Genomic DNA, 23,099 nt, shown 5'->3' on the forward strand with positions numbered 1-23,099 from the left:
GGTTCGACAGTTCGTCGACGATATCCTCGTCATCGACCGTTGGAAAGTCTCGTCGGGTATATCGTCAGCGACGTGAAAGTGCGAACCGCAGTCGCTTCATCGCGGCGATCATTCCGGCTGACCCGAGCAATGGACCTGTTCACCCCAGCGGCATAAGCCCTCTGCCCCGGCACAGAGCGTCGATCCGCTTTCCGTCAACGAATAGACGACCTTCGCCGGAGAACCCGGATGGACTTTTCGGTTCACAAGCCCGTCTGCCTCAAGTTCTCGCAGCTGCTGCGTCAGCATCTTTTCGCTGATCGCCGGAATTGACTGCCGCAGCCGGCCGAACCTGCGTGGTGTCGCGCCGAGCTCGCAGATGATGTCCAGCTTCCACTTGCCGGAGACCATCTTTATCGCGGTTGCAAAACCATTCTCGGTGGGTTTGTTCACCTTGCCCTCCTTACCGGCAGGTAACCACTTACGCATCCGTGCGTATTGGTGTCGCGCTTCCCAAATCATAGCTCTTCCTCGGAACGACAAGCGAGCCGAGCGTTGCGCCAATCAAAATATGGGATGTCGGAATGATGACCAACAGTATTCCTAGGAGAAAGAGCATGACGAATGCAAAACCGGATACAATGCAGGCCGCCGCCATCGACCGGTTCGGTGGAGCCGAGTTGGTTACTGTGCGAGCCGTGCCAGTGCCCGAGGTCGGCCCGAGCGATGTCCTAATCCGCGTCGAAGTGGCGGGCGTGGCCTCGTGGGACGCGCTCGAGCGTGAGGGTGGCTACGACGGGGCTTTCGGAATGCCGTCGACATTCCCCTATGTGCTCGGCTGGGACTGCGCGGGCGCAGTCGTCGCCGTTGGCGGCCAGGTTAGCCGCTTTAGGGAAGGCGACCGGGTGTACGCTGCATCCATGCCACTTCCCAAGGGTGGAACCTATGCCACCTACGCAGTGACGGATGCGGACAACGTGTCGCTCATCCCCGCCAAGCTCACGATCGAGCAAGCCGGCGTCATGGGCTGGGATGCGTTGACCGCGCTCAGCGGCCTGGAAGAGGTCGGCCTAAAGCAGGGCGATACAATAATGATCTTCGGCGCCAGCGGCGGTATCGGTCACATGGCCATCCAACTCGCAAAACGATTGGGCGCCCGCGTATTGGCGGTGGCTTCGGGCGATGACGGCGTGGCGCTATCGCAGCGGCTGGGCGCCGACGCCATCGTCAACGGGCGCAAGGACGACGTGGTGGCGGCCGCTCGTGAATTCGCCGCCGGCGGCCTCGACGCTGCCCTTGTCACCGTAAGCGGTGAGGCGGCCGACCGCGCGCTGACGTCAGTGCGCGACGGCGGTCGGGTCGCCTGCCCGCACGGCGCGACGCCCGATCCAAATGTCCGGCCCGGCGTGGAGCTCATTCGCTACAACGGCGCCCGCAGCCAGGACGCGACCGACAAGCTTAACCGCCTGATCGACTCTGGCCCGTTCGACGTCCATGTCGCCCGTACATTCCCGTTCGACAGGGTTGTCGATGCGCACCGAGCGCTTGCCACCCACTACGTCGGCAAGCTCGCTTTGCGGGTGAGTTGAGCAAAGGGTGGATCCATCAGACATCACCAGGCGTTGCGACGGCGGAACAGGATTATGACAGCCATGGAAATGTGCTGGCGCTTTCCCATCCGCCGATCGCCGCTGATCTGCCAGAAACAAAAAAATGTGCTGCCGTTTGCGGTCACCGACTATCGGCTGCAAATGGCGCGTCGGAGAGGATGAAACTGGGCACCCTATGTCATTGCTGCGCCCATTGATATCTAAGATCACTTCTCGGAGCGGAGGATCGGCTTTGCACCACTTGCCGACCTCAGCACCTCTAAGCGCGAACGTCTGGTGTGATGCGGGCGTTCGTAGGGCATCTCGCTGTTACATCGCGGTGACAAAGCACCCGCCACGGTGGCGTCAACCGGTTACACAGAGCAGGAAATATTTCCGGCCTTCTGGGAGAGTGGTCAGCGTCCCAGAGGCTGCGTGGGCGTGTCGTCGGTTGGCTGTTAGCGCGGCGACTGGAACGCTCCACGTCTCGCAAGCGGGATAGCGAAGTCTCGTGAAGGCAGGGTCAGCTGCGTTCTCCGTTCTGTATCGGCGGCGACTGGGAGAGATGGTTACCATGCACGTAGGGCGTCCGGAAGTTGGCAGGACATGGACGCGGGGCGGCCCGCGTGCAGGCGCTTGGCTGAGCGGTGTAATAACCACGCAGCGCCGCCTCGCAGCGATCCTGGCTTGCGACGTGGTCGGCTATTCGCGCCTGACGGAGCGCGACGAGCGCGGCACGCTCGAGCGGCTGAAGATCTACCGGAAGAACCTCCTCGAACCGCTGGTCTCCGAGCACCAGGGTCGGATCGTCAAGCTCACCGGCGACGGCATTGCTGTGCGAGTTCGCGAGCGTCGTTTACGCAGTGACCTCGGCGATGGCGATCCAGCAGGCCCTGGCAGAACACGAGGCGGAGACGCCCGAGGAAGAGCGGATTCGCTTCCGCATCGGCGTCAATCTCGGCGACGTGGTCTGCGAGGAGGACGGCGACCTCTACGGCGACGGGGTCAACATCGCCGCCCGCCTCGAAAGCATCGCCGATCCCGGCACCGTGGTCGTCTCGGGCACCGCCTACGACCACCTTCAGGGCAAGCTCGACTGCGGCTTCACGCCACTCGGCGACCTGCGCCTCAAGAACATCGAGCGGCCTGTGCGCGCCTACCGCGTCGAGACCGACGCCAGCGCCTCGGTGGCTGCACTGCCTTCCCTGCCCGAGAAGCCCTCGATCGCGGTTCTGCCTTTCACCAACATGAGCGGCGACCCCGACCAGGAATACTTCGCCGACGGGCTGGTGGAGGACATCATCACGGGATTGAGCCGGGTGAACTCCTTTTTCGTGATCGCCCGCAACTCGTCCTTCACCTACAAGGGCCGGGCGGTGGACCTGCGCCAGGTCGGGCGCGAGCTGGGCGTCCGCTACGTGCTCGAAGGCAGCATCCGCAGAGCAGGATCGCGGGTCCGCATCAGTGGGCAGTTGGTGGACGCGATCAGCGGACACCATGTCTGGGCCGACCGCTTCGAGGGCGACGTGAGCGACATCTTCGACCTGCAGGACAAGGTGACCGAGAGCGTCGTCGGCGCCGTCGAGCCGAGCATCCGGCTGCAGGAGATCAAGCAGGCGCGCATGAAGCCGACTGACTACATCAGCGCCTACGACCTCTACCTTCGCGCGCTGCCGCGCTTCTACAGCATGACGCGCGAAGGCTTTGCCGACGTGCGCCGGCTCACCAACGAGGCGCTCAGCATCGACCCCAGCTTCAACTTGGCGAAGGCACTCGGCGCCTATATCCGCAGCCTATCCGTGAGCCAGTGCTGGCACGAGCCCGACGATACCCGGGTCGCCGCGCGCATGGCGCGCGAGGTACTGGCGGAAGCGCGCGACGACCCCACGAGCCTACGCTTCGCCGCGCAGGTGATCGCCTACAGCGCGAAGGACTACGAGATGGCGCTGGGCACGATCGAACGATCCCTGCTGCTCAACCCCAATTCGGCGCAGGGCCATACGGGCAGCGGCTGGGTGAACGCACATTCCAGCCGCCCGCTCGTCGCGATCGAGCACTTTCACCGGGCAATGCGGCTGAGCCCGGTCGACCCCGAGAAGGGCATCGCGCTCTCCGGCATCGGGATGAGCTACCTGATGCTCGAGCGCTACGAAGAAGCGCTGGCATGGGGAGAACGCGCGCTGCACGAGATGCCGAACTACGGCTCCTCGCACCGGGTGGTGATCATGGCGCTGGTCAAACTCAACCGGCTGGACGAGGCGCAGGCGGCGGCGCGGCGGCTGATGGAGGCGTTCCCGACCTACACGCTCACCCTGCAGAGACAGATCAACCCGTGGCGGGACAAGGTGTTCGCCGAGAGTTACGTCGAGGCGCTGGGCATCTCCGGCGTGCCGGAGTGATCGTCGCGGTTGGAAAGATGCCCCCTCCTGCGCGTCACGTCCGGCCAGGCGACGTCCCTTGATCCCGCGTCGCTTCTGGAAGGATAGTTCTCTGGCCGGCTGCCCGAGGACTGAGCGCTCCGATTGGCGCGCCGAAGAGATTCGAACTCCTGATCCCCAGATTCGTAGTTACCAATGTCAATATAGTCGTTTTAAATCAATTGTTTAGTCAAAACATTGTTTTCCCAGAAGCCTTGGAAACTAAGATCTCGGATCGCCTATAGAGTGGAGGCTGCGTCTCGCGCACGGTTCGGTTCGCGCGATCGATCCAGCTGTTGCCGATTGAGCAGCATGGAATCGCCGAATTCATGCGCGCGGTATCGGTGCGCGGCGAAGGCTGCGGAGGCCTTGGCGAGCCGAGCATCATCGGCAAAGGCGCGCAGGAGCTCGAAATGGCTTTCGCCCGGCTGGTGGACGCCTGTGAGAATCGCATCGACCACGCGAAGCGGCGTGTCCCGCGAGATGCGGCCCGTCGCAATGCCATTTCCTGCACGCACGCTGCCATCGGGATTGGCGGCCGCCTCAAGCGCGCGCACTACGCTCGTGCCGGCCGCGATGATGCGGCTGCCGCGCTGCTTCGCCTGCGCGACCTGCGCCGCGGTGTGCTCGGGGATGCGGTATGGCTCGTCGAAGGGAAGGCGCGAGTCGAGCGCGTGATCCCCGGTGGAGGAAATGCCCGCGGCATGCGTGAGTGTTGCGAAGCCGACATCATGCCGCCGCCAGCTTTGAAGCGTGCGCCAGTCGAGCGCAAAGCCTGCCGATGGCGCCTCGAACGCGACCGGCCGGGCGGCAATCTTCGTCCAGACATCCCTAAGTGCCAACGGCTCAGGAACATGCGCGTATTGGATCGGCCGGCCGTGCTGCGCCAGTCCTGCAAGCACAGCTGCGCGGTTGCCCAAGAAGCGCAGCTCGAGAAGGCGGGGATGGTCGAGAAGGCGCTCCACAACGGCTTCAAGCGGGCCGAGCCGGAGGCGATTGCCCGGTGACAGTGGAGGCGCAGGCAGCCGATCTTCGGTGCGCGTGCGGTGATCGCCCGCGCCGAAGGCAATCGCCACGAAGCGCGTTGGATCGGCAAGTGACAGCCAGCCCGCCAGGCGGATCTCGATCGCTTCACTGCTGGGGACATGGGTGCCGTGCAAGCTGGCAGGCAAGGTCGCGGCGTCATTGGCGACGACCAGGTCGCCGGGCTCGAACAGCTTCGCGAGGTCAGCGCGCGGCAGGTCGGCCATCGCGCCGTCCGCCATGACCACCAACAGCCTGGCGGAGCGCCGATCCGGACGGTCGGCGGCAATCATCCACGTGCCCCGGCGCGAAGTGCTGCGCCGGCCGGCAACGCGTCAAGCAGCTTTTCGATGATCTCGGCAGCTGCCAGATCGGGGTGCTTCAAGGTGGCCGGGTCGGCGTCAGGAAGCGCCAGCGCGTGCAGCGGGGTGTCCATATCGCCGGGGTCGAGCGCGAGGAACCTTATGCCGTCGTCTTTCGCCTCCTCGTCCCAGATCGCCGTCAGATGGGCAAGAGCGGCCTTGCTCGCACCATACGCACCCCAGCCGGGATAGGCGTTCACCGCCGCGTCGCTGGAGATGTTGATCACCAGCGCGCCACGGCCCTCGCGCGCCGACGTTGCAAGCGCACCGAACAGCGCTTTGGTCAGCCGAAACGCGCCGACGAGATTGACCGCAAGCGCTTTTTCCAGATCCTCGCACTCGGTGTCGGCGAGCAGCGCAAGAGGCACCGGCCCGAGGCTCGATGCATTGTTGATAAGGACGTCGAGCCCGCCGAGGCTGGCGGTGACCTGCAACGCGATCGGGTAGATGTCGTGCTTTTTGCCGAGGTCGCCAACAATGCCGTGTGCGCCCGTCTCGTCAGCGATGCGCTCGACGTCCGCGGCAGTGCGTGCGACGAAGGTGACGCTCGCACCCTGCGCGGCGAACTGCCGCACAAGCGCCAGTCCGAGGCCGGACGTGCCACCCGTGACCGCTACGCGAAGTCCGTGGAAATCCATGTTCGTCAGCATTGCCGATGCTCCTTCCAACCGTGCAAGCCAATGCTACAAGCTCAAGTTAACTTGAGGTCAAGCATTCATTGCGTGGATCGATGCGTGATCTTTCCTTCTCCCCTTTGGGAGAAGGTGGATCGGCGCGTAGCGCCGAGACGGAAGAGGGGTGCTGGACGGAGTGCGTCGGTGCCAAGCTGGAACACCCCTCATCGGACCTCGCTTCGCGAGGCTACCTTCTCCCACAAGGGGAGAAGGAAGAGCGCATGTGCAGCCGCGATCGGTGCCGAGTCGGCAGCGTGCCCCATAGGATTTCGGAGCAGCGAGACCTTGCCATGCGCGAGGAGCCGGGTGCCGCCAGCGTTCAGCTACGGTATTGTTCGTCGCTGACTTTCTCCAGCCATTCGACCGGCTTGCCATCAAGGGATTCCTGGATAGCGAGATGCGTCATCGCCGTCGTCGCAGACGCGCCGTGCCAATGCTTCACGCCAGGCGGAATCCAGACGACGTCACCTGGCCGGATTTCTTCGACTGGCGCGCCTTCGCGCTGGACCCGGCCGAGACCGGCCGTGACGATCAGCGTCTGGCCGAGTGGGTGCGTGTGCCAGGCGGTGCGGGCGCCAGGCTCGAACGTGACGCTGGCGCCACCAACGCGCGCCGGCTCGGGCGCCTGGAAGAGCGGATCGATGCGCACGGTCCCAGAAAAGTAATCGGCCGGCCCGGGGCCGGACGGCTGTGATCCAACTCGCGTGATCTTCATTGTCTCATTCCTTCCTTGGACAGAAGCTGCGCCAACCTGGCCTGCTGAAGCCACGGCAGCGAAAGCACTCGTCGCGGCAAGGACGTCTCTGCGGGTGATGATCATGTCTCAAGCCCCTTCGTTTTCGACGAGGTGGATCAGAGCAGCTTGTCCGGCGTGATCGGCAGTTCGCGGACGCGCTTTCCGGTAGCGTGGAAAATGGCATTGGCGATCGCTGGCGCGACGCCGACCAGCGCGATCTCGCCGAGGCCCTTCACGCCGAGCGGGTTCACGTGCGGGTCGTGCTCATCGACGAAGATCACGTCCATGACAGGCGGCGCGTCGGCGTGCACCGGCACAGCGTATTCGGCGAGATTGGCATTGGTGACGCGCCCGTTGCGGGGGTCGACAATCGAGTGCTCCATGAGCGCCATGCCGATGCCGCCGATCATCCCGCCGATGCACTGGCTGCGCGCGATCTTCGGGTTGACGACGCGGCCGGCGCCATAGGCGCCGACCATGCGCCGCACGCGCGTCTCGCCAAGATCGGGATCGACGGCCACCTCCACGAACACGGCGCCAAAGGCGTGCATGGAAAACCGCTTCGTCTCATCTCCGGGAGCGACGTCGGCGATTGCCTCGATGACTTGGCCGAGACGCTCCATGGCCTCTTCAAGATCGTTGGAGCCGGCGCGTGCCAGGGCGTCGTCGCGCGCCTTGCGGCAGGCCGCCTGCACCGCACTGCCGACGCTCGCCATGGTCATGGAACCGCCGTGGATAGGCGCGCGCGGCAGGCGGGTGTCGCCAAGCGTGAACTTGACCCGCTCGATCGGCAGGCCCAGCGTGTCCGCCGCGACCTGCGTCATCGATGTCCATGTGCCGGGTCCCATGTCGCTCGCTGCGCTCATCACTTCGGCAGTGCCGTCCGGCAAGAGCCGGGCCATGGCCGAGGCGGGTGCATAGTTCATCGGATAGGTGGCGCTGGCCATGCCCCAGCCAATCAGCGAGCGCCCGTCGCGCATGGAGCGCGGCGCGGCGTTCCTTTGTGCCCACCCGAAACGCTCGGCGGCGGCCCGGTAGCACTCTTTCGTCGATCGGCTCGAGAACGGGAGATCCCTAAATTCGTCCCGGTCCGGCTCGTTGCGCAACCGCAGTTCGACGGGATCCATGTTCAGCGCGACCGCCAACTCGTCCATGGCCGATTCGAGGGCATACATGCCGCTCGCCTCACCGGGCGCGCGCATGTAGGTCGGTGTGTGGACGTTCATCGGCGCGATGCGATGGCGCGTGTGGACGTTCGGGCAGGAGTGCAGGAACCGGGTCGCGCTGAGCAGCGCCTCGGTGAACTCCTCGTAGGTCGAGGTCTCCTGGTGGCCCTCGTGCCGGATGGCCTGGAGCTGACCGTCACGGGAGGCGCCAAGCGCGGCCCGCTGCACCGTGTGAGGACGGTAGCCGACGCCGTAATACATTTCGCGCCGCGACAGCACCAGCTTGACTGGCCGTCCGGCTACACGGGCGCCCAGCGCGGCGAGCGTGACATGCGGCCAGCAGCGCAGCGCCGAACCAAATGCGCCCCCGACGAAGGGCGAGATGACACGCACGTTCTCGGCAGCGATGCCGAACACGGCGGCGATCTCCTCGGCAACGTTGTGCACACATTGTGTCTTGTCCCACAGGGTCAGGCTGTCGCCCTGCCATGAGGCAATGGTGGCGAACATCTCTATCGGATTGTGGTTCTCGCGCGGGATCACATAGGTCTGGTCGACCCGGAATTCCGCTTGTTCGAAGGCGCTGTCGGGTTCGCCTCGCCGTATCTCCCACTCCGCCGGTTTCCCGGTAGGCGGAACTGGATCGACGCTTTCCATGTCGGTGGCCGCCGCTTCGTGCCGGTAGGTAACCCGCACGACCTCCGCCGCGTAAACCGCCTGTTCAAGCGTCTCGGCGACCACCAGCGCGATCGGCTGGCCCTGGTGAGTCACCCGGTCGTCCTGCAGCACATGCAGACGCTCGCCAACGGCTGCGTCGGGGAGGCCCTTATGCGGCTGGTAGGCGAGCCTGGGCGCGTTGCTGTGCGTCACAACCGCGATTACGCCGGGCGCCCGTTCTGCCTCCGCCGTGTCGACGGATGCAATGCGGCCGTTCGCGACAATGCTCCTGACGACGGCGGCATGGGCGAGGTTGGGTACCTCAAACTCGGCGGCATAGGTCGCGGCGCCGGTAACTTTCAGGCGGCCATCGACGCGGCTGACGGATTTTCCGATCAAGGCAGCGGTCATGCGCGTGCTCCCGCGATTTCGACCGCACGCACGATGGCGCGCTGCATGAGTTCGATCTTGAAACCGTTGTCGCCGCGACCCCGTGTGCCGTCTGCTGCGAGCGCCGCCGCCTGGCGGAGCACCGCTGGCTCGAAGTCGGCGCCGACGAGCGCGGTCTCGACGTTCGGCAGGCGCCAGGGTTTCGTTCCAACGCCGCCGAGCGCTACGCGGGCCTGCCGGATGCGAGCGCCGTCCGTCTCGATTGCGACTGCGGCCGAGACCACGGCGAACTCGAAGGAGGCGCGATCGCGTACCTTGAGATAGTGAGACCGCAGTCCTGCCGCCCTGGCCGGGACCGTGATCGCGGTGATCACTTCGCCCGGTTTCAGGACGGTTTCGAGGTGCGGCGTATCGCGGGGAAGGCGATGAAGATCGGAGAGCGGCACGGAACGGTCACCGCCAGCTCCTCGGAGCTCGACCGACGCATCGAGCGCCACCAGGGCAACTGCGAGGTCCGACGGGTGAACGGCGATACAGTCGTCGCTCGTGCCGAGCACTGCGTGCCAGCGGTTTTCGCCGTCCAGGGCGGCGCAACCGGAGCCAGGCACGCGCTTGTTGCATGCCTCGTAGCCGACATCGCGAAAGTAGGGACAGCGTGTGCGCTGAAGCAGATTGCCGCCCATGGTCGCTTGGTTGCGGACCTGCGGGCTCGCCGAATTCAGCAGCGCCTGGGATATCAGAGGGAACTGCTCGACCACAGCTTGATGGGCGGCCACCTCCGCCATCGTAGCGGCGGCGCCAAGCCTCAGGCCTTGCGGACCGATCTCGATGCCGTCGTCGAGAACTCCCGCGAGGCTCACAAGCCGATCCGGTCGGCGGACATACTCCTGCAGAAGCTGCACCATGTCGGTGCCGCCGGCGATGTATTCGACCGGCGCATCATTGCGGCCGGCTTGGGCGCCGAAGCTGAGTGCGGCAGAGAGATCCCGCGGACGTTCGAGCACAAAGGGATGCATGGCTCAGCCCTCCTGCTTCGAACTGGACACGGCAGCCGCGTCCTGGATGGCCGCGACGATATGGTCGTAGGCGCCGCAACGGCACAGATTGCCGCTCATCCATTCGCGGATCTCCTGCGGCGACCCGGCATGGCCTTCGCTGATGCAGGCGACGCCGGCCATGATCTGCCCCGACGTGCAATAGCCGCACTGGAAGGCATCGCGCTCGATGAAGGACGCCTGCAACGGGTGGAGCTCATCGCCCTGCGCCAATCCTTCGATGGTTTTGATGTCGCGGCCCTGAGCGAGCGCCGCGAGCGAGAGGCACGCCTTCACGCGCATGCCATCCATCAACACCGTGCAGGCGCCGCATTGGCCGAGGCCGCAGCCTTTCTTCGAACCCGTCAGATGCAGGTGCTCGCGCAGCGCATCCAGCAGCGTCGTGCGCGGGTCGAGCGAAAGCCGGTGCTCCGTCCCGTTGATGCGCAGCGACACATCGAGCGGCGCCGTCGCGGCACCGGCAGCCTGTGCCAGCGCCGGAGATATAGCTCCGGGCACGAATTGTTCTCCTAAAAGAGCACCGCCAGTCACAGCAGCCGCTTGCATGAGCTCCCGGCGCGTTATGTCCGAACTGGCTGTCGAAGTTCTTTGGCTATCAGACATGTCGATTGTCGCTTTCGTGATGATCCGCCAAATTCGCGGCCCAAGATATGGATGGCCCCCGGCCCGAAGACACGCTGGGTGCGTGTGCGACGCTAAAAGCTTAGGGCGCTTGAGGCGCCTTGATTAGCGCCCGCTCCCCGATAGGACCTATCGGTCGGGGCCATGAATGGCAGCGGCGCGAATGAACTACCGCCGGTTCTTCCTTCATCGTGTTTGCCCAGCCGGGTTCGCGCCGCCGTTCGGGAAATTTGCGGGGGCTATCGGCAATCGCGATCGATTGAGTGTGTGCAGTTCGCTCGATTAGTCCGTATAATCCGCCCAAACTTATGGGGCGGAGCCATAAATGCAGCGCGGACGAACCGATATGCTTCTGGCCTTTCTGGCGGTTGCGCGGGAGGGCAGCTTCACGCGCGCCGCTGCGCAGCTCGGAATTTCGCAGTCCACGCTCAGCCACACGGTCCGCGATCTGGAAGAGCGCCTGGGCATTCGGCTGCTGACGAGAACGACCCGCAGCGTTTCGCCTACAGAGGCCGGCGAGCGGCTGCTGCGCAATATCGGCCCGCGCTTTGAGGAGATCGAGGCCGAGGTCGAGGCGTTGAGCGAATTGCGGGAGAAGCCCGCCGGCACCATTCGCCTCACGGCAAGCGATCACGCGTTCAACGTCGTCATCTGGCCGAAGCTGGCGAAGCTCCTGCCGGACTATCCCGACGTCACCGTCGAGGTCTTCCTCGACAACGCACTGACGGATATTGCTGCCGAACGGTTCGACGCGGGCGTGCGAATGGGAGAGCGTGTTGCAAAAGACATGATCGCGGTGCGCGTCGGACCGGACATCCGCTTCGCCGTCGTCGGGACGAAGTCGTATTTCGCCAGGCGGCCGCCGCCAACGACGCCGCAGGAGCTGACCGACCACGTTTGCATCAACCAGCGCTTTTCCATCAACGGCGGGCTTTGGGCCTGGGATTTTGAGCGCGATGGTCGCGAGCTGAAGGTGCGGGTGGACGGTCAGATTGTCCTCAATGGCACCCTCGAGATTCTGGAGGCGGCGCTGGCTGGTTTCGGCCTCGCCTATGTGCCGGAGGATGTCGCGGAGCGTCATCTGGAAAGCGGCCGCCTGATGCGGGTGCTGGATGAGTGGTCACCGCCCTGGCCGGGATATCACCTCTACTATCCCAGCCGTCGCCAAGCGTCGCCGGCTTTCGCCCTGCTCGTCGATACGCTCCGCTTCTCCGGTTGAGGCAATGCTGTGCGATGACAACCCGATGTTATGCTCACGTGGCGGGACGCTGTGGCAGCTTCGGCAAGGCGGCAGATTTGCCGCTCTCAGAGTTACTGCAGGACAGGGCTGAGAGCCCCGTCCCGCAGGCGCGATGATTTCGGGTCAGCCGGGGCAAGCGGGTGCGGCATTTGCGTGCATCGGAAACTGTTCGCGACATTGCAGGGGCTTCTCTGCAGGACGAGGATGGCGAGGGCCGGCAAACGGATCGATCCCGACGCTCACCGAAATGCTCGCCATCCCGGCCCGGATCAGCCTTCGCTCGGCACCGGCGTGTTGAGCAGCTGCTGCTCCCACAGGTACGCCATGCCGCTGCCGGCCATGTGATCCTTGAGGAGCTCGATCAATGCAGGCAGGGTTTCGGCCCTGGTGTAGTCGCGCTGCCATTCGCACGCGAGCGCCATCCACGTCATCATATTGCAGCCGGCCGCGATCATGCGCTGGATCGCCACCTCATGGGCTTCAACCGACACGCCGCCGCAGGCGTCCGTGATGACCGTGACGTCCCATCCTTCGCCGGCAGCCTGAATCGCCGGCATCGCGACGCAGATCTCCGTGAACAGACCGGCGATGATCAACTGCTTGCGGCCGGTCTTCTTGACCGCGTCGACGACCTTCTGGTCTTCCCAGGTGTTGATAAGCATCCGGTCGATCACCTCCTGGCCAGGGAAGACGTCGGTGATCTGCGGAAAGATGAGCCCCCCTCGGTCAGCGAGCACGCTCGTGAGGATGGTCGGTACGCTAAATGCCTTGGCAGCCTTCGCCAGACCCGTAGCATTGTTGACCGCCATATGCGGGTCGTGGCTGTTCAGGTTCGTGAGCTGGTAAGGCTGGTGGTCGATCAGAACGAGTACCGAGTCTTCGGGACGAAGAAGCGAATCGAGGCCGTTACGGGGGGTCATCAAGACTTCCTTTCTCTGCCGTTGTGGACGGCAATGGGTTCACGGGGAGACATGCGCCGGCGGGCGACGTTGCCTTGCCGCAATTTGCTGTTCCTTTGGGTGATGCGGTAGTGCCATACTCAGCCAAGCTGTGTCGCGAAATGAGGAACGTCGAATGGACATCGAAGACCTACAGACATTCGTCGCAGTGGCCGATGCAAGGGGCGTATCGGCCGCAGCGCGCCGGCTCGGCGTCTCCAAATCGATCGTCAGTCGGCGACTTTTCCGGATAGAAGCAGAGCTTGGCGTCCAGCTGCTTGCACGAACGACCCGCGGCGCCGCGCTCACCGAAGCGGGAACCACTTTCAGGGATCATGCGGCCCGAGCCAGCGCCGAGATCGACACGGCCAGGGAAACGATTCTCCCGACCGGTGAGCTGCGCGGCCGCCTGAGGGTTGCCATGCCGCTTACTTTCGGCGCGACCCACTTCGCCCCCGTGCTCGCGGAAATGGCGCGTCTGCACCCGAAACTTCACATCCATACTTCCTACAGCGATCGCTTCGTCGATCTCATCGCAGAGGGTTTCGATTGCGCTATCCGGGGCGCCTACCTTCACGACTCCAACCTGGTCGCGAAGCGCGTCGGGCCGATCCATGGAAAGCTTGTCGCGAGCCCGGATTACATCAAAGCGCACGGGTCACCCGAGTCTCCGGACGAACTCGTCACCCATCAGGCCCTCATGCAGGGAACAGAAGCCTGGCAGTTCATGGATGGCGACAAGATTGTTACGGTCCAGCCGCAGGGCAGGTTCAAGGCTGATAGCGCCACGGCACTCGCTGCCGCGGCGGCAGCAGGTCTCGGCATCGCCTGGCTCCCTGATTGCATCACGCATGAATATGTGGCCTCCGGCGCGCTGGTCCCGATCATGACACGCTATCCGGTACCTCCGGGGGCCGCATATGTCGTCCGCCCGCCGGGTCAGCATCCCACGCGGAAAGTGCGGGTGCTCACCGAGTTGCTGATCGAGTATTTCAAACAGAACCCGGATCTTTGGGGAGTTGATCGTTAGAACGCGAACGGTTCAAAGCATTGTCAAGGAACCGTGTTCGACGGTCGCTCTACTGCGAGCCGCTGAGCTCGACGACATTGCCCGCACGTTCCACTTGCTGCGACACAGCTTGACGTATCATAGGACTAGTTGGGCAGACGGTCGCTCGCCAGTTTAGGCATTTGTCGGGCCGAAAGCGCTCTTCCCGCTCGCGGTTCGGATTAGTCGAAATCGGGCATTCGTATCGGCAACGGCGAGGCTTTCTGGACGGCCTAAGTGAGGATGACGCGCATGAGTTGGAACCCAGCAATCGAACCGGCGGACCGCGCTATATCTGGTGGAACTCGTCGCCTCCTCGAAGGACCGCATCGAAGAACCGAAGGCCGAATGGCGCGCCGAGGACTGGGGCAAGGGACGTTTCGATCTCCCGATCGATGACCGAGATGAGCACATTCCCGTACCGGACTGACCGCGTTAAGAAGGAGGTCGCCTGGGTGCACGGACCCCGGCGGTTCAGACGAGATGACGCGTCGCGTGCCGGGTATGTTTCTGAATGGAGAAAGCACAATGAGCAACAAGTGGCCCCACCTGGATTACCTCGGCTGGCGCGAGACGTGTTCGGCCCTGCATCTCTATTTGCAGATCGCCGGGAAATATCGCCTTGCTCATACTCCGTGGCTCAACCATTCCTGGAACGCGACCTTCTATGTCACGCCGCTCGGCCTGACCTCCTCGCCGATCCCCGACGGGCCAGGCATTGAGATCCTCTTCGACCTTCGGGACCATATGGTTGTCGGTACATGCGGCAATGGTCGCAAGGCATCGTTTGCGCTCGGGCCATCCACAGTCGCGGCGTTCCACGCCAATTTCGTGCAGTTGATTTCCGAACTTGGAGGCACGCCGACCTTTAACGGCAATCCGAACGAGGTGCCCAACCCCGTGCCGTTCACCGAAGATCATCGCGACCGGCCCTATGACCGGGAAGCAGTTCAGCGCTTCCATCACGCATCGGTAGCGGTCGACAGGGTATTCAATCGGTTCCGGACCTCCTTTCTTGGCAAGTCCAGTCCCGTTCACCTGTTCTGGGGCAGTTTTGACCTGGCCGTCACCCGCTTTTCAGGGCGGCGCGCGCCTCTCCATCCCGGCGGCATTCCTTCATTGCCCAACGATGTGGCACAGGAAGCCTACGACCGCGAGGTCTCCTCAGCCGGTTTCTGGCCCGGCGGTGGCGGCATCGATTACCCCGCGTTCTATGCCTACGCCTATCCGGCGCCGAGTGGCTTCCGGGGCGCCTCGGTCCGGCCCGAGGGCGCGTTCTGGCATGAGGGCCTATCGGAATTCATCCTGCCGTACGATGCCGTTCAGTCGGCTGCAAATCCCGACGCGGCGCTTATGGAGTTTCTCGTCTCGACCTACGACGCTGCGGCCGATCTCGGAAGATGGGACCGCGACCTGCTGGACTGCATGCCGGGGCGGCGGGGTCAGCCGCGGCCGCATGACGCCGAGCAGCCGGGCCCTGCCTCTCCCTTGACCGTCGAAAAGGTCGAGCGGGAGGATACCGCATCGAAGGGACGCTACCGGATCCTCGTAGACGGCGTCGAAGCTGAGATGACCTATAGCCGGGCCGGCGAAGGGTTGATCATCATCGACCATACCGACGTTCCAGCGGCGTTGCGTGGCCGCAAGGTCGGCGAGCGACTGGTACGCCAGGCGGTCGAGGATGCCCGGCGCGAAGGGGTCGCCATCATTCCGCTTTGTCCGTTCGCAAAAGCGCAGATCGACCGTCATCTCGAATGGCAGGACGTGCTGCGTCGGTCATAGGCTGCGCGTAACTCCCCTCCACCCGCCAAACGGACCGGCTCCGACCGACTCCTAACCCGTAAGCGGCGGACGTAGTTCGGGCGGCGATTGGCGGCAATTTTCGGTGTTGACGTCGTGGAATGCCCAAATTGGCGCGCCGGAGAGAATGGAACTGGGCGTCGCTCTGTAAAAACTTTCAGGCGGATTCAGGAGCCTTGGCCTTTGCGAGGTCCTGCAGGAACTCTTCCATCAGCGGCCTGTCACCGAACCGGCGGTAAGCGCGCTCTGCTTCCAGCGAGAATGCCGGATGCGCCTCGACCAGCCTTGCCATCGTCTGCTGGGCTGCCTCGACCTCGCCGCCCGCGCTCTGCAAAGCGGCCTGAATCAGAAGGCAGTTTGCATCGCGCGGCGCCCGGATCAGGCATTCTTCTATGATGGCGGAAGCCTCGTCGCGGCGGTCAGCCGCGTAGAGCGCCTGCCCGTGCACATAGGCGTAGTACTCGGGCGCCATAGGATGAAGGCGGCGGGCCCGCTCTGCGTTGGCGACGGCATCATCATATTGCCCGAAGCGAACCTGCGCCTTTGCAAGCGCCATCATGCTGTCGGGGTCGTTAGGGTTGAGCTCCACAGCGCGCCGTGCGGCCTGCAAGCCGCCTGAATAGTCGCCCTGCAGGGCAAGCCCGAAGCTGATGACCTGATAGCCAAGGCCAAGATTGGGGTCGAGACGGACCGCCTGCCGAGCTTCGCTAAGCCCAAGATGGAGTTCCGGCGCATTTTCCCGGCCGTCACCGCTCTGCGCCACGCTGGCGATAAAGGTCAGCGCGAGGCCTGCGCGGGCGGCCGCATAGGACGGGTCCATTTCAAGGGCGCGCTGGTAGAGGCCCCGCGCCTCCAGAATGTCCTGCAGGTCATCGCCGCCGTGCCGGTAGCGGTTGCGGGCCTGCAGCACGAGGTCATAGGCCTGCAGATTGTCGGTCGGGCGTTCCGCTGCCGCCGCCGCCTCGCTCCTGCCGATATAGGGCGCGATCTGCGCGACGATTTCAGTGGTCAGCTCGCTCTGGACGGTGAACACGTCGGCGACCTGGCGGTCAAAACTGCGCGACCACAGATGCGCGCCTGTCTTTACATCGATCAGCTGCGCCGACACGCGAAGCTGGTCGCCTTCACGGCGGGCGCTGCCTTCAACCACATAATCGACGCCGAGCTTCGCCCCGAGCTTGCGCACGTCCGTACCCTGCCCGTGCACGGCGTAGGTGGAATCGCGCGCGATGACCTGCAGCTCTGAATTGCGGGCAAGGGCTGTCGTCACATCCTCGGCCAGTCCGTCCGCGAAATACGATTGCTCGCCGCTGCCGCTCATCGCCGCAAAAGGCATGACCGCCACTGACGGCCGGGGGTCGGCGCGGCTCTGGTCCATCGACAAGACCCCCGGGATGCGGCTGACCATGGCTGCCAGGGGGAGTGGCTGGATTTGGGTGCCGATGAGGATGAGGGCTATGGCGGCTACGCCATAAGACCAGCGGGCGGCGGTGCTGCGCAGCACCTGCGGCACGTGCCGCGATGGCGACCACCGAGAGCCCGCGCGCCTTACGCGGTAGACGTTGAGAAGTTCGGGAATGTTCTTGGCCCGCCTGCGGCCGATGCGGACGAACCTGTCCGCGCTTTTGCGGTCGGCCGCCATCACCACGGCGCCGCTGACGAATATCTGCCCCGGATCGCACATCGCCTCAAGACGGGCGGCCACATTGACGCCGTCGCCGTATACGTCGCCCTCATCTTCGATGACATCGCCAAGATTGATGCCGATGCGCAGCTCGAACGGGCCCTTGTCGAAGCCCTCCTGTATGGCCAGCGCCGCATCGACCGCTTCGTTGACGCTGGGAAACATGGCGAGAAAGCCGTCTCCCGCCGTCTTGACGATGCGCCCGCCATGGCGGGCAGTGGTCGGGTCAATGAGCTCATCAAAAACAGCGCGCAGCTTCGCGTAGGTGGAAGCCTCGTTTTCAGCCATCAGCAGGCTGTAGCCGACGATATCGGCGGCCATGATTGCCGCGAGCTTGCGTTCCATCAGCATTATTCCTGAGCGGCGGCCATTGCAGGGACTACTACGCCTGACACTTAAGACGACGCACGCTTCAAGATTAGACCCATAATCCCGAATAGGCTTATCATACAGCTCACAAATGCGTGACCATTGTGGCCTATACCGTTCTGACCTTCGTCGGCCATCATCCGCTTCGCGCGGAGCCGTCCCAGCATCCGAAGCGGCGTTGGGCATGCTGGTCGGTGTGATTGTTGCGCCTACGCTTGTCGGGCTCCGGGTAGGCAAGGGACGCTATTCGCGGCAGTGTCGCCACCGCGAATAACTCCTGCGCTTACGGTATTGCAGGCCGCGAGACCGGATTGGGTCTGATGCTTGCGGATGTGGCCGTCAGGCCCGACGCCCGAACAGGTCGGCGTATCGCTGCAGGTAGAGCGGCCAGCCTTGATCGGCGGCGACACCATCGCGCACGCTTTCCCAGCCGGCGCCGTGGCGCTCCAGTTTGCGATGCTCGAGATCCAGGCGGGTCCGATTAGCCGTCTCGGCAGTGAAGCGGACTTCCCACTCGCTGGCCTTGTTCGGATCAGTCTCCAACCGCCATTGCGGGCTGATGTCCCAACTGAGCAGCACACGGTGCGGCGGCTCATAAGCCAGCACGCGCGCCCAGCGGCACTCGCTGCCGTCGACGCCGCGATCATAAATATGGCCGCCGACGCGCGGCTCGAACACGGTCTCGGCAATCGGCACGGCGAGCAGACTGTGCTCCCTGGGCTTGAACTTGCCAAAATCCTCCGTGAAGACCTCGAAGGCGCGCTCGATCGGCGCCTCGACCACGATCGAGTGCCTTACCAAGGTGTCTGCTGCTTGCGTGTTCATTTTTCACTCCTTTCGCGGTTGTTCGACAGCTTGCTTGAAGGCAGCGAGCGTCTTCATCCAGAACCGGTCGAGCTCTGTGCGAAGCGCCGCCAGCCCGTCGGGTTCGACGCGGTAGATGCGGTGCTTGCCGTCCGGCGTGGCAGCCACGAGCCCTGCCTCTTTCAACACCTTCAGATGCTGCGAGACCGCCGACCGGGTCACCGGCAGGGCACGCGCCAACTCGGTAACCGAACGCGGATGCTCGACCAAGAGTTCGAAGATCGTGCGCCTGGTGGGGTCGCCCAGGGCGGTCCAGCTGTTGTTCACGTTAGTCACTACTAACGCGTTAGCACGGACTAACGTGATGTGTCAACCTTGCAACGGCCAAAAGGACCCAGCGAATGAGGGGCGGGTGACTGACTTTGAAGTTGAAGTCGATCAAGCCTCGACAGCTAAGCCCGCGTCACGCCACTCGGGCAGGCCATCTTCCATGCGGCGTGCGCGGAAGCCGTGCTCACGCAGCAATGCGACCGCCTCGAATGACATCACGCACCACGGTCCGCGGCAGTACGCGACGATCTCGGGCTTCGCCTCGAGGTCGGACAACCGCTGTTCCAGTTGGTCGAGGGGGACGTTGATCGCGCCGGGCAGATGTCCGAGCGCAAACTCATCGGGCGGTCGGACGTCGATGACTGTAACGAGCCCGTCTTTCATTCGCGCGGCCAGCTCTTCCCGGGACACGGGCTCCATATCGTCGCGCCGGTCGAAATAGCCCCTCACGATGCGTTCGACCTCGGCCGAATGCCGCTCGGCAACGACGCGAATGGAGGCGAAGGCGGCAAGTACGCTTTCATCCGCGAGCCGGTAGTTGACGAACTTGCCATCGCGCTCTGACGTCGCGAGTCCGGCGCGGCGCATCGCCTGGAGATGCTGCGAGACATTCGCCACCGGACGCGCAAGCTTGGCGGCCAAGGCTTCCACGCTGCGCGGACCCTGCGCGAGTTGCTCGATCAGTTCCAGCCTCTGCGGATTGCCCAGAGCCTTCGCGACAACCGCGAACTGCTGGTAAAGTGCCTGCTTCGGATTGCGGATTGACATCAGGGTAGCAGCCACGCTAGTTCATTCAACATAATTATTGAATGATGCGTATCACACGGCCCCCGAGGAGACAAGTCCGTGGCCGAGAAGCCCCTTCAATCGCTTAGCAGCCTTGGCTCCGGCTCTGACGGCTCCCGAACGGGATTGATGTAGTGATGGCCGCACGCACCCGAGCCATCAATGCCGGTGCCGCATGACAACGATCGCGGCGCCAGCAGTGAGCCTCGGTCTCAAGGCCAACTGGCGGCAGTTCGCGCTGCTTGTGCTTATCAATGCATTCGTCGGCGGCATGGTCGGCATCGAACGCACCGTCGCGCCGTTGATCGGCTCAGAGGAATTCGGGCTCGCCTCGACCACGCTGGTCGTCTCCTTCATCGTCAGCTTCGGCGTCGTCAAGGCGCTGGCCAACCTTGTCTCCGGACAGCTCGCCGACAAATGGGGGCGCAAGCGCGTGCTGGTTATCGGCTGGCTGTTCGGCCTGCCGGTGCCCTTCATGATCATTTGGGCGCCAGACTGGAACTGGGTCATCGCCGCCAACGCGCTGCTTGGCATCAGCCAGGGCTTCGCCTGGTCGATGACCGTCATCATGAAGGTCGACCTTGTCGGCCCGAAGGGGCGTGGCCTCGCCGTAGGGCTCAACGAGTTTGCCGGTTACCTCGCAGTCGGGATCACCGCCTTTCTCACCGGCTATCTCGCCAGTCGCTACGGTCTGCGACCAATCCCGATCTATCTCGGCGTCGGCTACGCAGTGCTGGGCACGGTGCTCTCGATCCTGCTCGTGCGCGACACGCGCGATCATGTGCGTGCGGAACTGGCGAACCATCCGCGCGAGGCCTCCCCCCTTTCCTTCCGCGAGGTCTTTGCGTTGACCTCCTTTCGGGATCGCAACCTCTTTGCCGCTTCGCAGGCCGGGCTGGTGAACAACCTCAATGACGGCATGAGCTGGGGCATCTTTCCGCTCTTCTTCGCAGCCGGCGGGCTCGGTGTGGAGCGCATCGGCATTCTGAAGGCCGTCTATCCCGTCACCTGGGGCGTGCTGCAGGTCGTGACGGGACCGCTCAGCGACCGATGGGGCCGCAAGGGCCTGATCGTCGCCGGCATGTGGGTGCAGGCGTCGGCGCTCTTTCTCACGGCGCTGACCTCGAATTTCGGCTGGTGGCTGGTGGCGAGCCTCCTGCTTGGTCTGGGCACGGCGATGGTCTATCCGAGCCTGATCGCCGCGGTGTCGGATGCGTCGCATCCTTCATGGCGCGCCCGCTCGCTCAGCGTCTACCGCTTCTGGCGCGATCTCGGCTACGCGATCGGTGCGCTGTCGGCGGGACTGATCGCCGACTTCTTCGGCCTGGCGTGGGCGATTGCCTCGATCGCCGCCCTCACTTTCCTGTCCGGTACCGTGGTCGCTTTCATGATGCGCGAAGGTCATGCCGGACGAAGCAGTTGAACGTCGCCTCGGATGCGTCCGCCTCCGCCGCGACAGCGTCGGGTTCCTGAAGTGCCACTCGCGCGAAATCACACAAAAAGCAACCGGCCGTTCAAAACCGTTTCAAAAACCGATTTGAAACGGTGTCGCGCCGCTAACTGATTGAGATTATTGGCGCGCCCGAAGAGATTCGAACTCCTGACCCCCAGATTCGTAGTCTGGTGCTCTATCCAGCTGAGCTACGGGCGCGCAACAGGCCATGCTTTGCATGGCCCCGCGATCCGATCCCTGACGACCGGCCGCGATGTGAGGTGTTCCCTAGCGACTGCATTTCCGAAAAGCAAGCCGATCGGCAAAAGTTTTGTTCTTCGTGCCTTGGAGAGGATCAGACAGGGCGAGGATCGGGCGGGCGAGGATCAGGCGGGACGGCGCAGGCCGTTGCGGGCCTGGTCGAGCCGGACCGGCTGGTCGGGAATGGTGACCGCGAATGTGGTGCGGCCGCCTCTGCTTTCGACAAGCTCCACCGTGCCGCCATGGGCGCGGATCAGTTCATAGGCGATTGCCAGGCCAAGGCCGGTGCCACCGCTGCGGGCCGAGCCGCGGAACGCCGCAAACAAATTCTCGCGCGCCTTCGGCGGCAGGCCGGGGCCGGTGTCGGTGACGGTGATGCGGCTGACGCTGCCGACGCGCTCGGCCGACACCGACAACCGACGCACCACCGCGCTTTCCGCGTCCGCCGCCATCGCCTGGACGGCGTTGCGGCAAAGATTGGTGAGCACGCGAAAAAGCTGATCGGAATCGGCATCGACCTCGAAAGCCAGATCGACGGCATTGACGAATTCGATGCCGCCTTCGGTGTCGAGCAGGCCGTGGACGTCATCGACCAGCTGGCGCAGCCTGAGCCTGCGGCGCGAGGGCGGCGGCTCCTGGGTGCGGCCATAGGCAAGCACACCTTCCGAATAGGATACGGCACGATCGAGCGCGCGCAGCAGTTTTGGCGCGAAGGCCTGCACGGTCGGGTCCTTGACCTGGCGCAGACGGTCCGACATCAGCTGCGCCGACGCCAGGATATTGCGCATGTCATGGTTGATCTTCGACACGGCGAGGCCAAGGTCGGCGAGATGCTTCTGCTCGGAGAGCATCTTTTGCAGCCGCTCCTGCATCTGCGAGAGCTCGCGCTCGGCAACGCCAATTTCGTCGGCGCGAGCAGCAGGGCGGATGATCCGCCCGGGGTCGTCGGGAGCCTCGGAGAAGGCCAGCATCGAGCGCGTCATCGTCCGTATCGGGCCGATCATGATCAGGTCTATGGCGGCATAGACCAGCATGGCGGTGAACAGCGAGATCAGCAGCGAGACGAAGGCGACGTTGCGCGAATAGATGAGCATGGCATTGCGCAGGCTGTAGTCGGGCATGATCAGCTCGAATTCCTTGTCGCTGTCGCCGACCGGCCCGAAAACGCGCAGCATCCGCTCGCCGCCGAACAACAGCGTGTCCAAGGCGCCGGTCATGCCCTCGATCAGGCCGACATTGGCAATGTCGATATGCTCGTCGACGTGCGGCGGCATCTCAGCCACCACCAGAAGCCGCGAGACACCGCCGTCCCGCACGGCGATCGCCTTGGCGCCGATCGCCATCAGCACATCATTCTGGGCAGCGCGCGACAGCGAGGCGGGCTCTCCCTGCACCAGCACGATCGAGACGGCCGCGGCGGTGCTCAGCCTCTCTTTCAGCCAGCTCAGCCGGTAGCTGGCGATCCAGGGCAGAAAGATGAGGACCTCGGCCAGGAGCACGAAGACGATGGTGAGCAGCAGGAGCTTTGTCGACAATCCACGCGACAACGGCACCCTGCGGGCGGCTGCGGTCGCCCGATTGGTGCTTTCGTCCGCGGATGGGATTTCACTCATGCTGCTTTTTCACGATCACTTGATCAGCCAAGATTAGGCCATTGCGGCTTTTTTGCCAATTTCATCCTTCGTCCCAATCAGGGATAAGACCGCCCAGACCTCGGCCACACGCCAGCCGTTGGCCC

At 64.0% G+C, this 23,099-nt stretch carries 20 protein-coding genes, 1 tRNA gene and 1 pseudogene; 8 read left to right on the forward strand and 14 right to left on the reverse strand.

Going from position 1 to position 23,099, the window contains the following annotated elements; all coding sequences use genetic code 11:
* Positions 1-108: 108 nt before the first annotated feature.
* Positions 109-501: a winged helix-turn-helix transcriptional regulator gene (locus AC0L2R_RS04790; RefSeq protein ID WP_473507896.1), complete on the reverse strand. Its 393-nt coding sequence runs from the start codon at positions 499-501 to the stop codon at positions 109-111.
* 95 nt (positions 502-596) lie between these two features.
* On the opposite strand from AC0L2R_RS04790, the gene AC0L2R_RS04795 reads away from it, so the two are divergent.
* The 3 genes from AC0L2R_RS04795 to AC0L2R_RS04805 all read left to right on the forward strand — a co-directional run bounded on the left by AC0L2R_RS04795 (position 597) and on the right by AC0L2R_RS04805 (position 3,967).
* Complete coding sequence (locus AC0L2R_RS04795; protein ID WP_473507897.1) at positions 597-1,568, forward strand: quinone oxidoreductase family protein; 972 nt, start codon at positions 597-599, stop codon at positions 1,566-1,568.
* Between the two features lie 54 nt (positions 1,569-1,622).
* Positions 1,623-1,751, forward strand: coding sequence for a hypothetical protein (locus AC0L2R_RS04800; RefSeq protein WP_023796963.1), 129 nt, complete (start codon positions 1,623-1,625; stop codon positions 1,749-1,751).
* A gap of 647 nt (positions 1,752-2,398) precedes the next feature.
* Entirely contained in the window at positions 2,399-3,967 is a 1,569-nt protein-coding gene (locus tag AC0L2R_RS04805; RefSeq protein WP_473507898.1) for an adenylate/guanylate cyclase domain-containing protein, read from the forward strand.
* A 257-nt stretch (positions 3,968-4,224) separates the two neighbouring features.
* Here the strand turns inward: AC0L2R_RS04805 and AC0L2R_RS04810 are convergent, their stop codons facing one another.
* The 6 genes from AC0L2R_RS04810 to AC0L2R_RS04835 form a co-directional block, all read right to left on the reverse strand.
* A complete protein-coding gene (locus AC0L2R_RS04810) occupies positions 4,225-5,301 on the reverse strand; it encodes an S-adenosylmethionine:tRNA ribosyltransferase-isomerase (RefSeq protein WP_473507899.1) in 1,077 nt (358 codons plus the stop codon).
* Positions 5,298-6,020 (reverse strand): SDR family NAD(P)-dependent oxidoreductase, encoded by a 723-nt coding sequence (locus AC0L2R_RS04815; protein WP_473507900.1) that lies wholly within the window; start codon positions 6,018-6,020, stop codon positions 5,298-5,300. Before AC0L2R_RS04815 ends, AC0L2R_RS04810 begins: the two co-directional genes overlap by 4 nt.
* A 343-nt stretch (positions 6,021-6,363) precedes the next feature.
* Positions 6,364-6,759 carry a (R)-mandelonitrile lyase gene (locus AC0L2R_RS04820; protein ID WP_473507901.1) on the reverse strand — a complete coding sequence of 132 codons (396 nt, stop codon included), beginning with the start codon at positions 6,757-6,759 and terminating at the stop codon, positions 6,364-6,366.
* A 137-nt stretch (positions 6,760-6,896) separates the two neighbouring features.
* On the reverse strand, positions 6,897-9,014 hold the full coding sequence (locus tag AC0L2R_RS04825) for a xanthine dehydrogenase family protein molybdopterin-binding subunit (RefSeq protein WP_473507902.1): 2,118 nt from the start codon (positions 9,012-9,014) through the stop codon (positions 6,897-6,899).
* Positions 9,011-10,009 (reverse strand): FAD binding domain-containing protein, encoded by a 999-nt coding sequence (locus AC0L2R_RS04830; RefSeq protein ID WP_473507903.1) that lies wholly within the window; start codon positions 10,007-10,009, stop codon positions 9,011-9,013. Before AC0L2R_RS04830 ends, AC0L2R_RS04825 begins: the two co-directional genes overlap by 4 nt.
* A 3-nt stretch (positions 10,010-10,012) precedes the next feature.
* Positions 10,013-10,651: a (2Fe-2S)-binding protein gene (locus AC0L2R_RS04835; protein ID WP_473507904.1), complete on the reverse strand. Its 639-nt coding sequence runs from the start codon at positions 10,649-10,651 to the stop codon at positions 10,013-10,015.
* 343 nt (positions 10,652-10,994) lie between these two features.
* Here AC0L2R_RS04835 and AC0L2R_RS04840 point away from each other — a divergent pair, with 343 nt between their 5' ends.
* Positions 10,995-11,888, forward strand: a complete 894-nt coding sequence (locus AC0L2R_RS04840; protein ID WP_473507905.1) for a LysR family transcriptional regulator — start codon at positions 10,995-10,997, stop codon at positions 11,886-11,888.
* A 290-nt stretch (positions 11,889-12,178) separates the two neighbouring features.
* Here the strand turns inward: AC0L2R_RS04840 and AC0L2R_RS04845 are convergent, their stop codons facing one another.
* Positions 12,179-12,829 carry a hydrolase gene (locus AC0L2R_RS04845; protein WP_236378018.1) on the reverse strand — a complete coding sequence of 217 codons (651 nt, stop codon included), beginning with the start codon at positions 12,827-12,829 and terminating at the stop codon, positions 12,179-12,181.
* A 154-nt stretch (positions 12,830-12,983) separates the two neighbouring features.
* Here AC0L2R_RS04845 and AC0L2R_RS04850 point away from each other — a divergent pair, with 154 nt between their 5' ends.
* The 3 genes and pseudogenes from AC0L2R_RS04850 (at position 12,984) to AC0L2R_RS04860 (ending at position 15,677) form a co-directional block, all read left to right on the forward strand.
* The gene (locus AC0L2R_RS04850) at positions 12,984-13,877 is read left to right on the forward strand and encodes a LysR family transcriptional regulator (protein WP_473507906.1); all 894 of its coding nucleotides are present in this window, start codon (positions 12,984-12,986) and stop codon (positions 13,875-13,877) included.
* A 299-nt stretch (positions 13,878-14,176) separates the two neighbouring features.
* Positions 14,177-14,325 (forward strand): annotated as a pseudogene (locus AC0L2R_RS04855) (pirin family protein); the annotation flags it as partial.
* A gap of 98 nt (positions 14,326-14,423) precedes the next feature.
* Positions 14,424-15,677 carry a DUF5996 family protein gene (locus AC0L2R_RS04860; RefSeq protein WP_473507907.1) on the forward strand — a complete coding sequence of 418 codons (1,254 nt, stop codon included), beginning with the start codon at positions 14,424-14,426 and terminating at the stop codon, positions 15,675-15,677.
* A 175-nt stretch (positions 15,678-15,852) separates the two neighbouring features.
* Here the strand turns inward: AC0L2R_RS04860 and AC0L2R_RS04865 are convergent, their stop codons facing one another.
* From AC0L2R_RS04865 to AC0L2R_RS04880, 4 genes are all read right to left on the reverse strand, one after another.
* On the reverse strand, positions 15,853-17,724 hold the full coding sequence (locus AC0L2R_RS04865) for an adenylate/guanylate cyclase domain-containing protein (RefSeq protein ID WP_473507908.1): 1,872 nt from the start codon (positions 17,722-17,724) through the stop codon (positions 15,853-15,855).
* Positions 17,725-18,087: 363 nt separating this feature from the next.
* Positions 18,088-18,573, reverse strand: coding sequence for an SRPBCC family protein (locus tag AC0L2R_RS04870; protein ID WP_473507909.1), 486 nt, complete (start codon positions 18,571-18,573; stop codon positions 18,088-18,090).
* 3 nt (positions 18,574-18,576) lie between these two features.
* Positions 18,577-18,888, reverse strand: a complete 312-nt coding sequence (locus AC0L2R_RS04875; protein WP_473507910.1) for an ArsR/SmtB family transcription factor — start codon at positions 18,886-18,888, stop codon at positions 18,577-18,579.
* A 102-nt stretch (positions 18,889-18,990) separates the two neighbouring features.
* Positions 18,991-19,650: an ArsR/SmtB family transcription factor gene (locus tag AC0L2R_RS04880; RefSeq protein WP_473508071.1), complete on the reverse strand. Its 660-nt coding sequence runs from the start codon at positions 19,648-19,650 to the stop codon at positions 18,991-18,993.
* Positions 19,651-19,843: 193 nt separating this feature from the next.
* Here AC0L2R_RS04880 and AC0L2R_RS04885 point away from each other — a divergent pair, with 193 nt between their 5' ends.
* On the forward strand, positions 19,844-21,091 hold the full coding sequence (locus tag AC0L2R_RS04885) for an MFS transporter (protein WP_473507911.1): 1,248 nt from the start codon (positions 19,844-19,846) through the stop codon (positions 21,089-21,091).
* A 151-nt stretch (positions 21,092-21,242) separates the two neighbouring features.
* On the opposite strand, the gene AC0L2R_RS04890 is transcribed toward AC0L2R_RS04885, so the two are convergent.
* Both AC0L2R_RS04890 and AC0L2R_RS04895 read right to left on the reverse strand, forming a co-directional pair.
* Positions 21,243-21,319, reverse strand: a tRNA-Arg gene (locus AC0L2R_RS04890).
* Between the two features lie 167 nt (positions 21,320-21,486).
* Positions 21,487-22,974: an ATP-binding protein gene (locus AC0L2R_RS04895; protein WP_287220362.1), complete on the reverse strand. Its 1,488-nt coding sequence runs from the start codon at positions 22,972-22,974 to the stop codon at positions 21,487-21,489.
* Positions 22,975-23,099: the final 125 nt, after the last annotated feature.

The organism is Mesorhizobium sp. WSM4820, from assembly GCF_055811075.1.

What these genes read in the sequence shown, in the direction of transcription:
- AC0L2R_RS04860 (WP_473507907.1), top strand. Translation starts at nt 14,424, where the DNA reads ATGAGCAACAAGTGGCCCCACCTGGATTACCTCGGCTGGCGCGAGACG.
- AC0L2R_RS04870 (WP_473507909.1), bottom strand. Translation starts at nt 18,573, where the DNA reads ATGAACACGCAAGCAGCAGACACCTTGGTAAGGCACTCGATCGTGGTC.
- AC0L2R_RS04800 (WP_023796963.1), top strand. Translation starts at nt 1,623, where the DNA reads ATGACAGCCATGGAAATGTGCTGGCGCTTTCCCATCCGCCGATCGCCG.
- AC0L2R_RS04850 (WP_473507906.1), top strand. Translation starts at nt 12,984, where the DNA reads ATGGACATCGAAGACCTACAGACATTCGTCGCAGTGGCCGATGCAAGG.
- AC0L2R_RS04840 (WP_473507905.1), top strand. Translation starts at nt 10,995, where the DNA reads ATGCAGCGCGGACGAACCGATATGCTTCTGGCCTTTCTGGCGGTTGCG.
- AC0L2R_RS04810 (WP_473507899.1), bottom strand. Translation starts at nt 5,301, where the DNA reads ATGATTGCCGCCGACCGTCCGGATCGGCGCTCCGCCAGGCTGTTGGTG.
- AC0L2R_RS04830 (WP_473507903.1), bottom strand. Translation starts at nt 10,009, where the DNA reads ATGCATCCCTTTGTGCTCGAACGTCCGCGGGATCTCTCTGCCGCACTC.
- AC0L2R_RS04820 (WP_473507901.1), bottom strand. Translation starts at nt 6,759, where the DNA reads ATGAAGATCACGCGAGTTGGATCACAGCCGTCCGGCCCCGGGCCGGCC.
- AC0L2R_RS04845 (WP_236378018.1), bottom strand. Translation starts at nt 12,829, where the DNA reads ATGACCCCCCGTAACGGCCTCGATTCGCTTCTTCGTCCCGAAGACTCG.
- AC0L2R_RS04815 (WP_473507900.1), bottom strand. Translation starts at nt 6,020, where the DNA reads ATGCTGACGAACATGGATTTCCACGGACTTCGCGTAGCGGTCACGGGT.
- AC0L2R_RS04885 (WP_473507911.1), top strand. Translation starts at nt 19,844, where the DNA reads ATGACAACGATCGCGGCGCCAGCAGTGAGCCTCGGTCTCAAGGCCAAC.
- AC0L2R_RS04865 (WP_473507908.1), bottom strand. Translation starts at nt 17,724, where the DNA reads ATGGAACGCAAGCTCGCGGCAATCATGGCCGCCGATATCGTCGGCTAC.
- AC0L2R_RS04835 (WP_473507904.1), bottom strand. Translation starts at nt 10,651, where the DNA reads ATGTCTGATAGCCAAAGAACTTCGACAGCCAGTTCGGACATAACGCGC.
- AC0L2R_RS04825 (WP_473507902.1), bottom strand. Translation starts at nt 9,014, where the DNA reads ATGACCGCTGCCTTGATCGGAAAATCCGTCAGCCGCGTCGATGGCCGC.
- AC0L2R_RS04880 (WP_473508071.1), bottom strand. Translation starts at nt 19,650, where the DNA reads ATGTCAATCCGCAATCCGAAGCAGGCACTTTACCAGCAGTTCGCGGTT.
- AC0L2R_RS04795 (WP_473507897.1), top strand. Translation starts at nt 597, where the DNA reads ATGACGAATGCAAAACCGGATACAATGCAGGCCGCCGCCATCGACCGG.
- AC0L2R_RS04790 (WP_473507896.1), bottom strand. Translation starts at nt 501, where the DNA reads ATGATTTGGGAAGCGCGACACCAATACGCACGGATGCGTAAGTGGTTA.
- AC0L2R_RS04895 (WP_287220362.1), bottom strand. Translation starts at nt 22,974, where the DNA reads ATGAGTGAAATCCCATCCGCGGACGAAAGCACCAATCGGGCGACCGCA.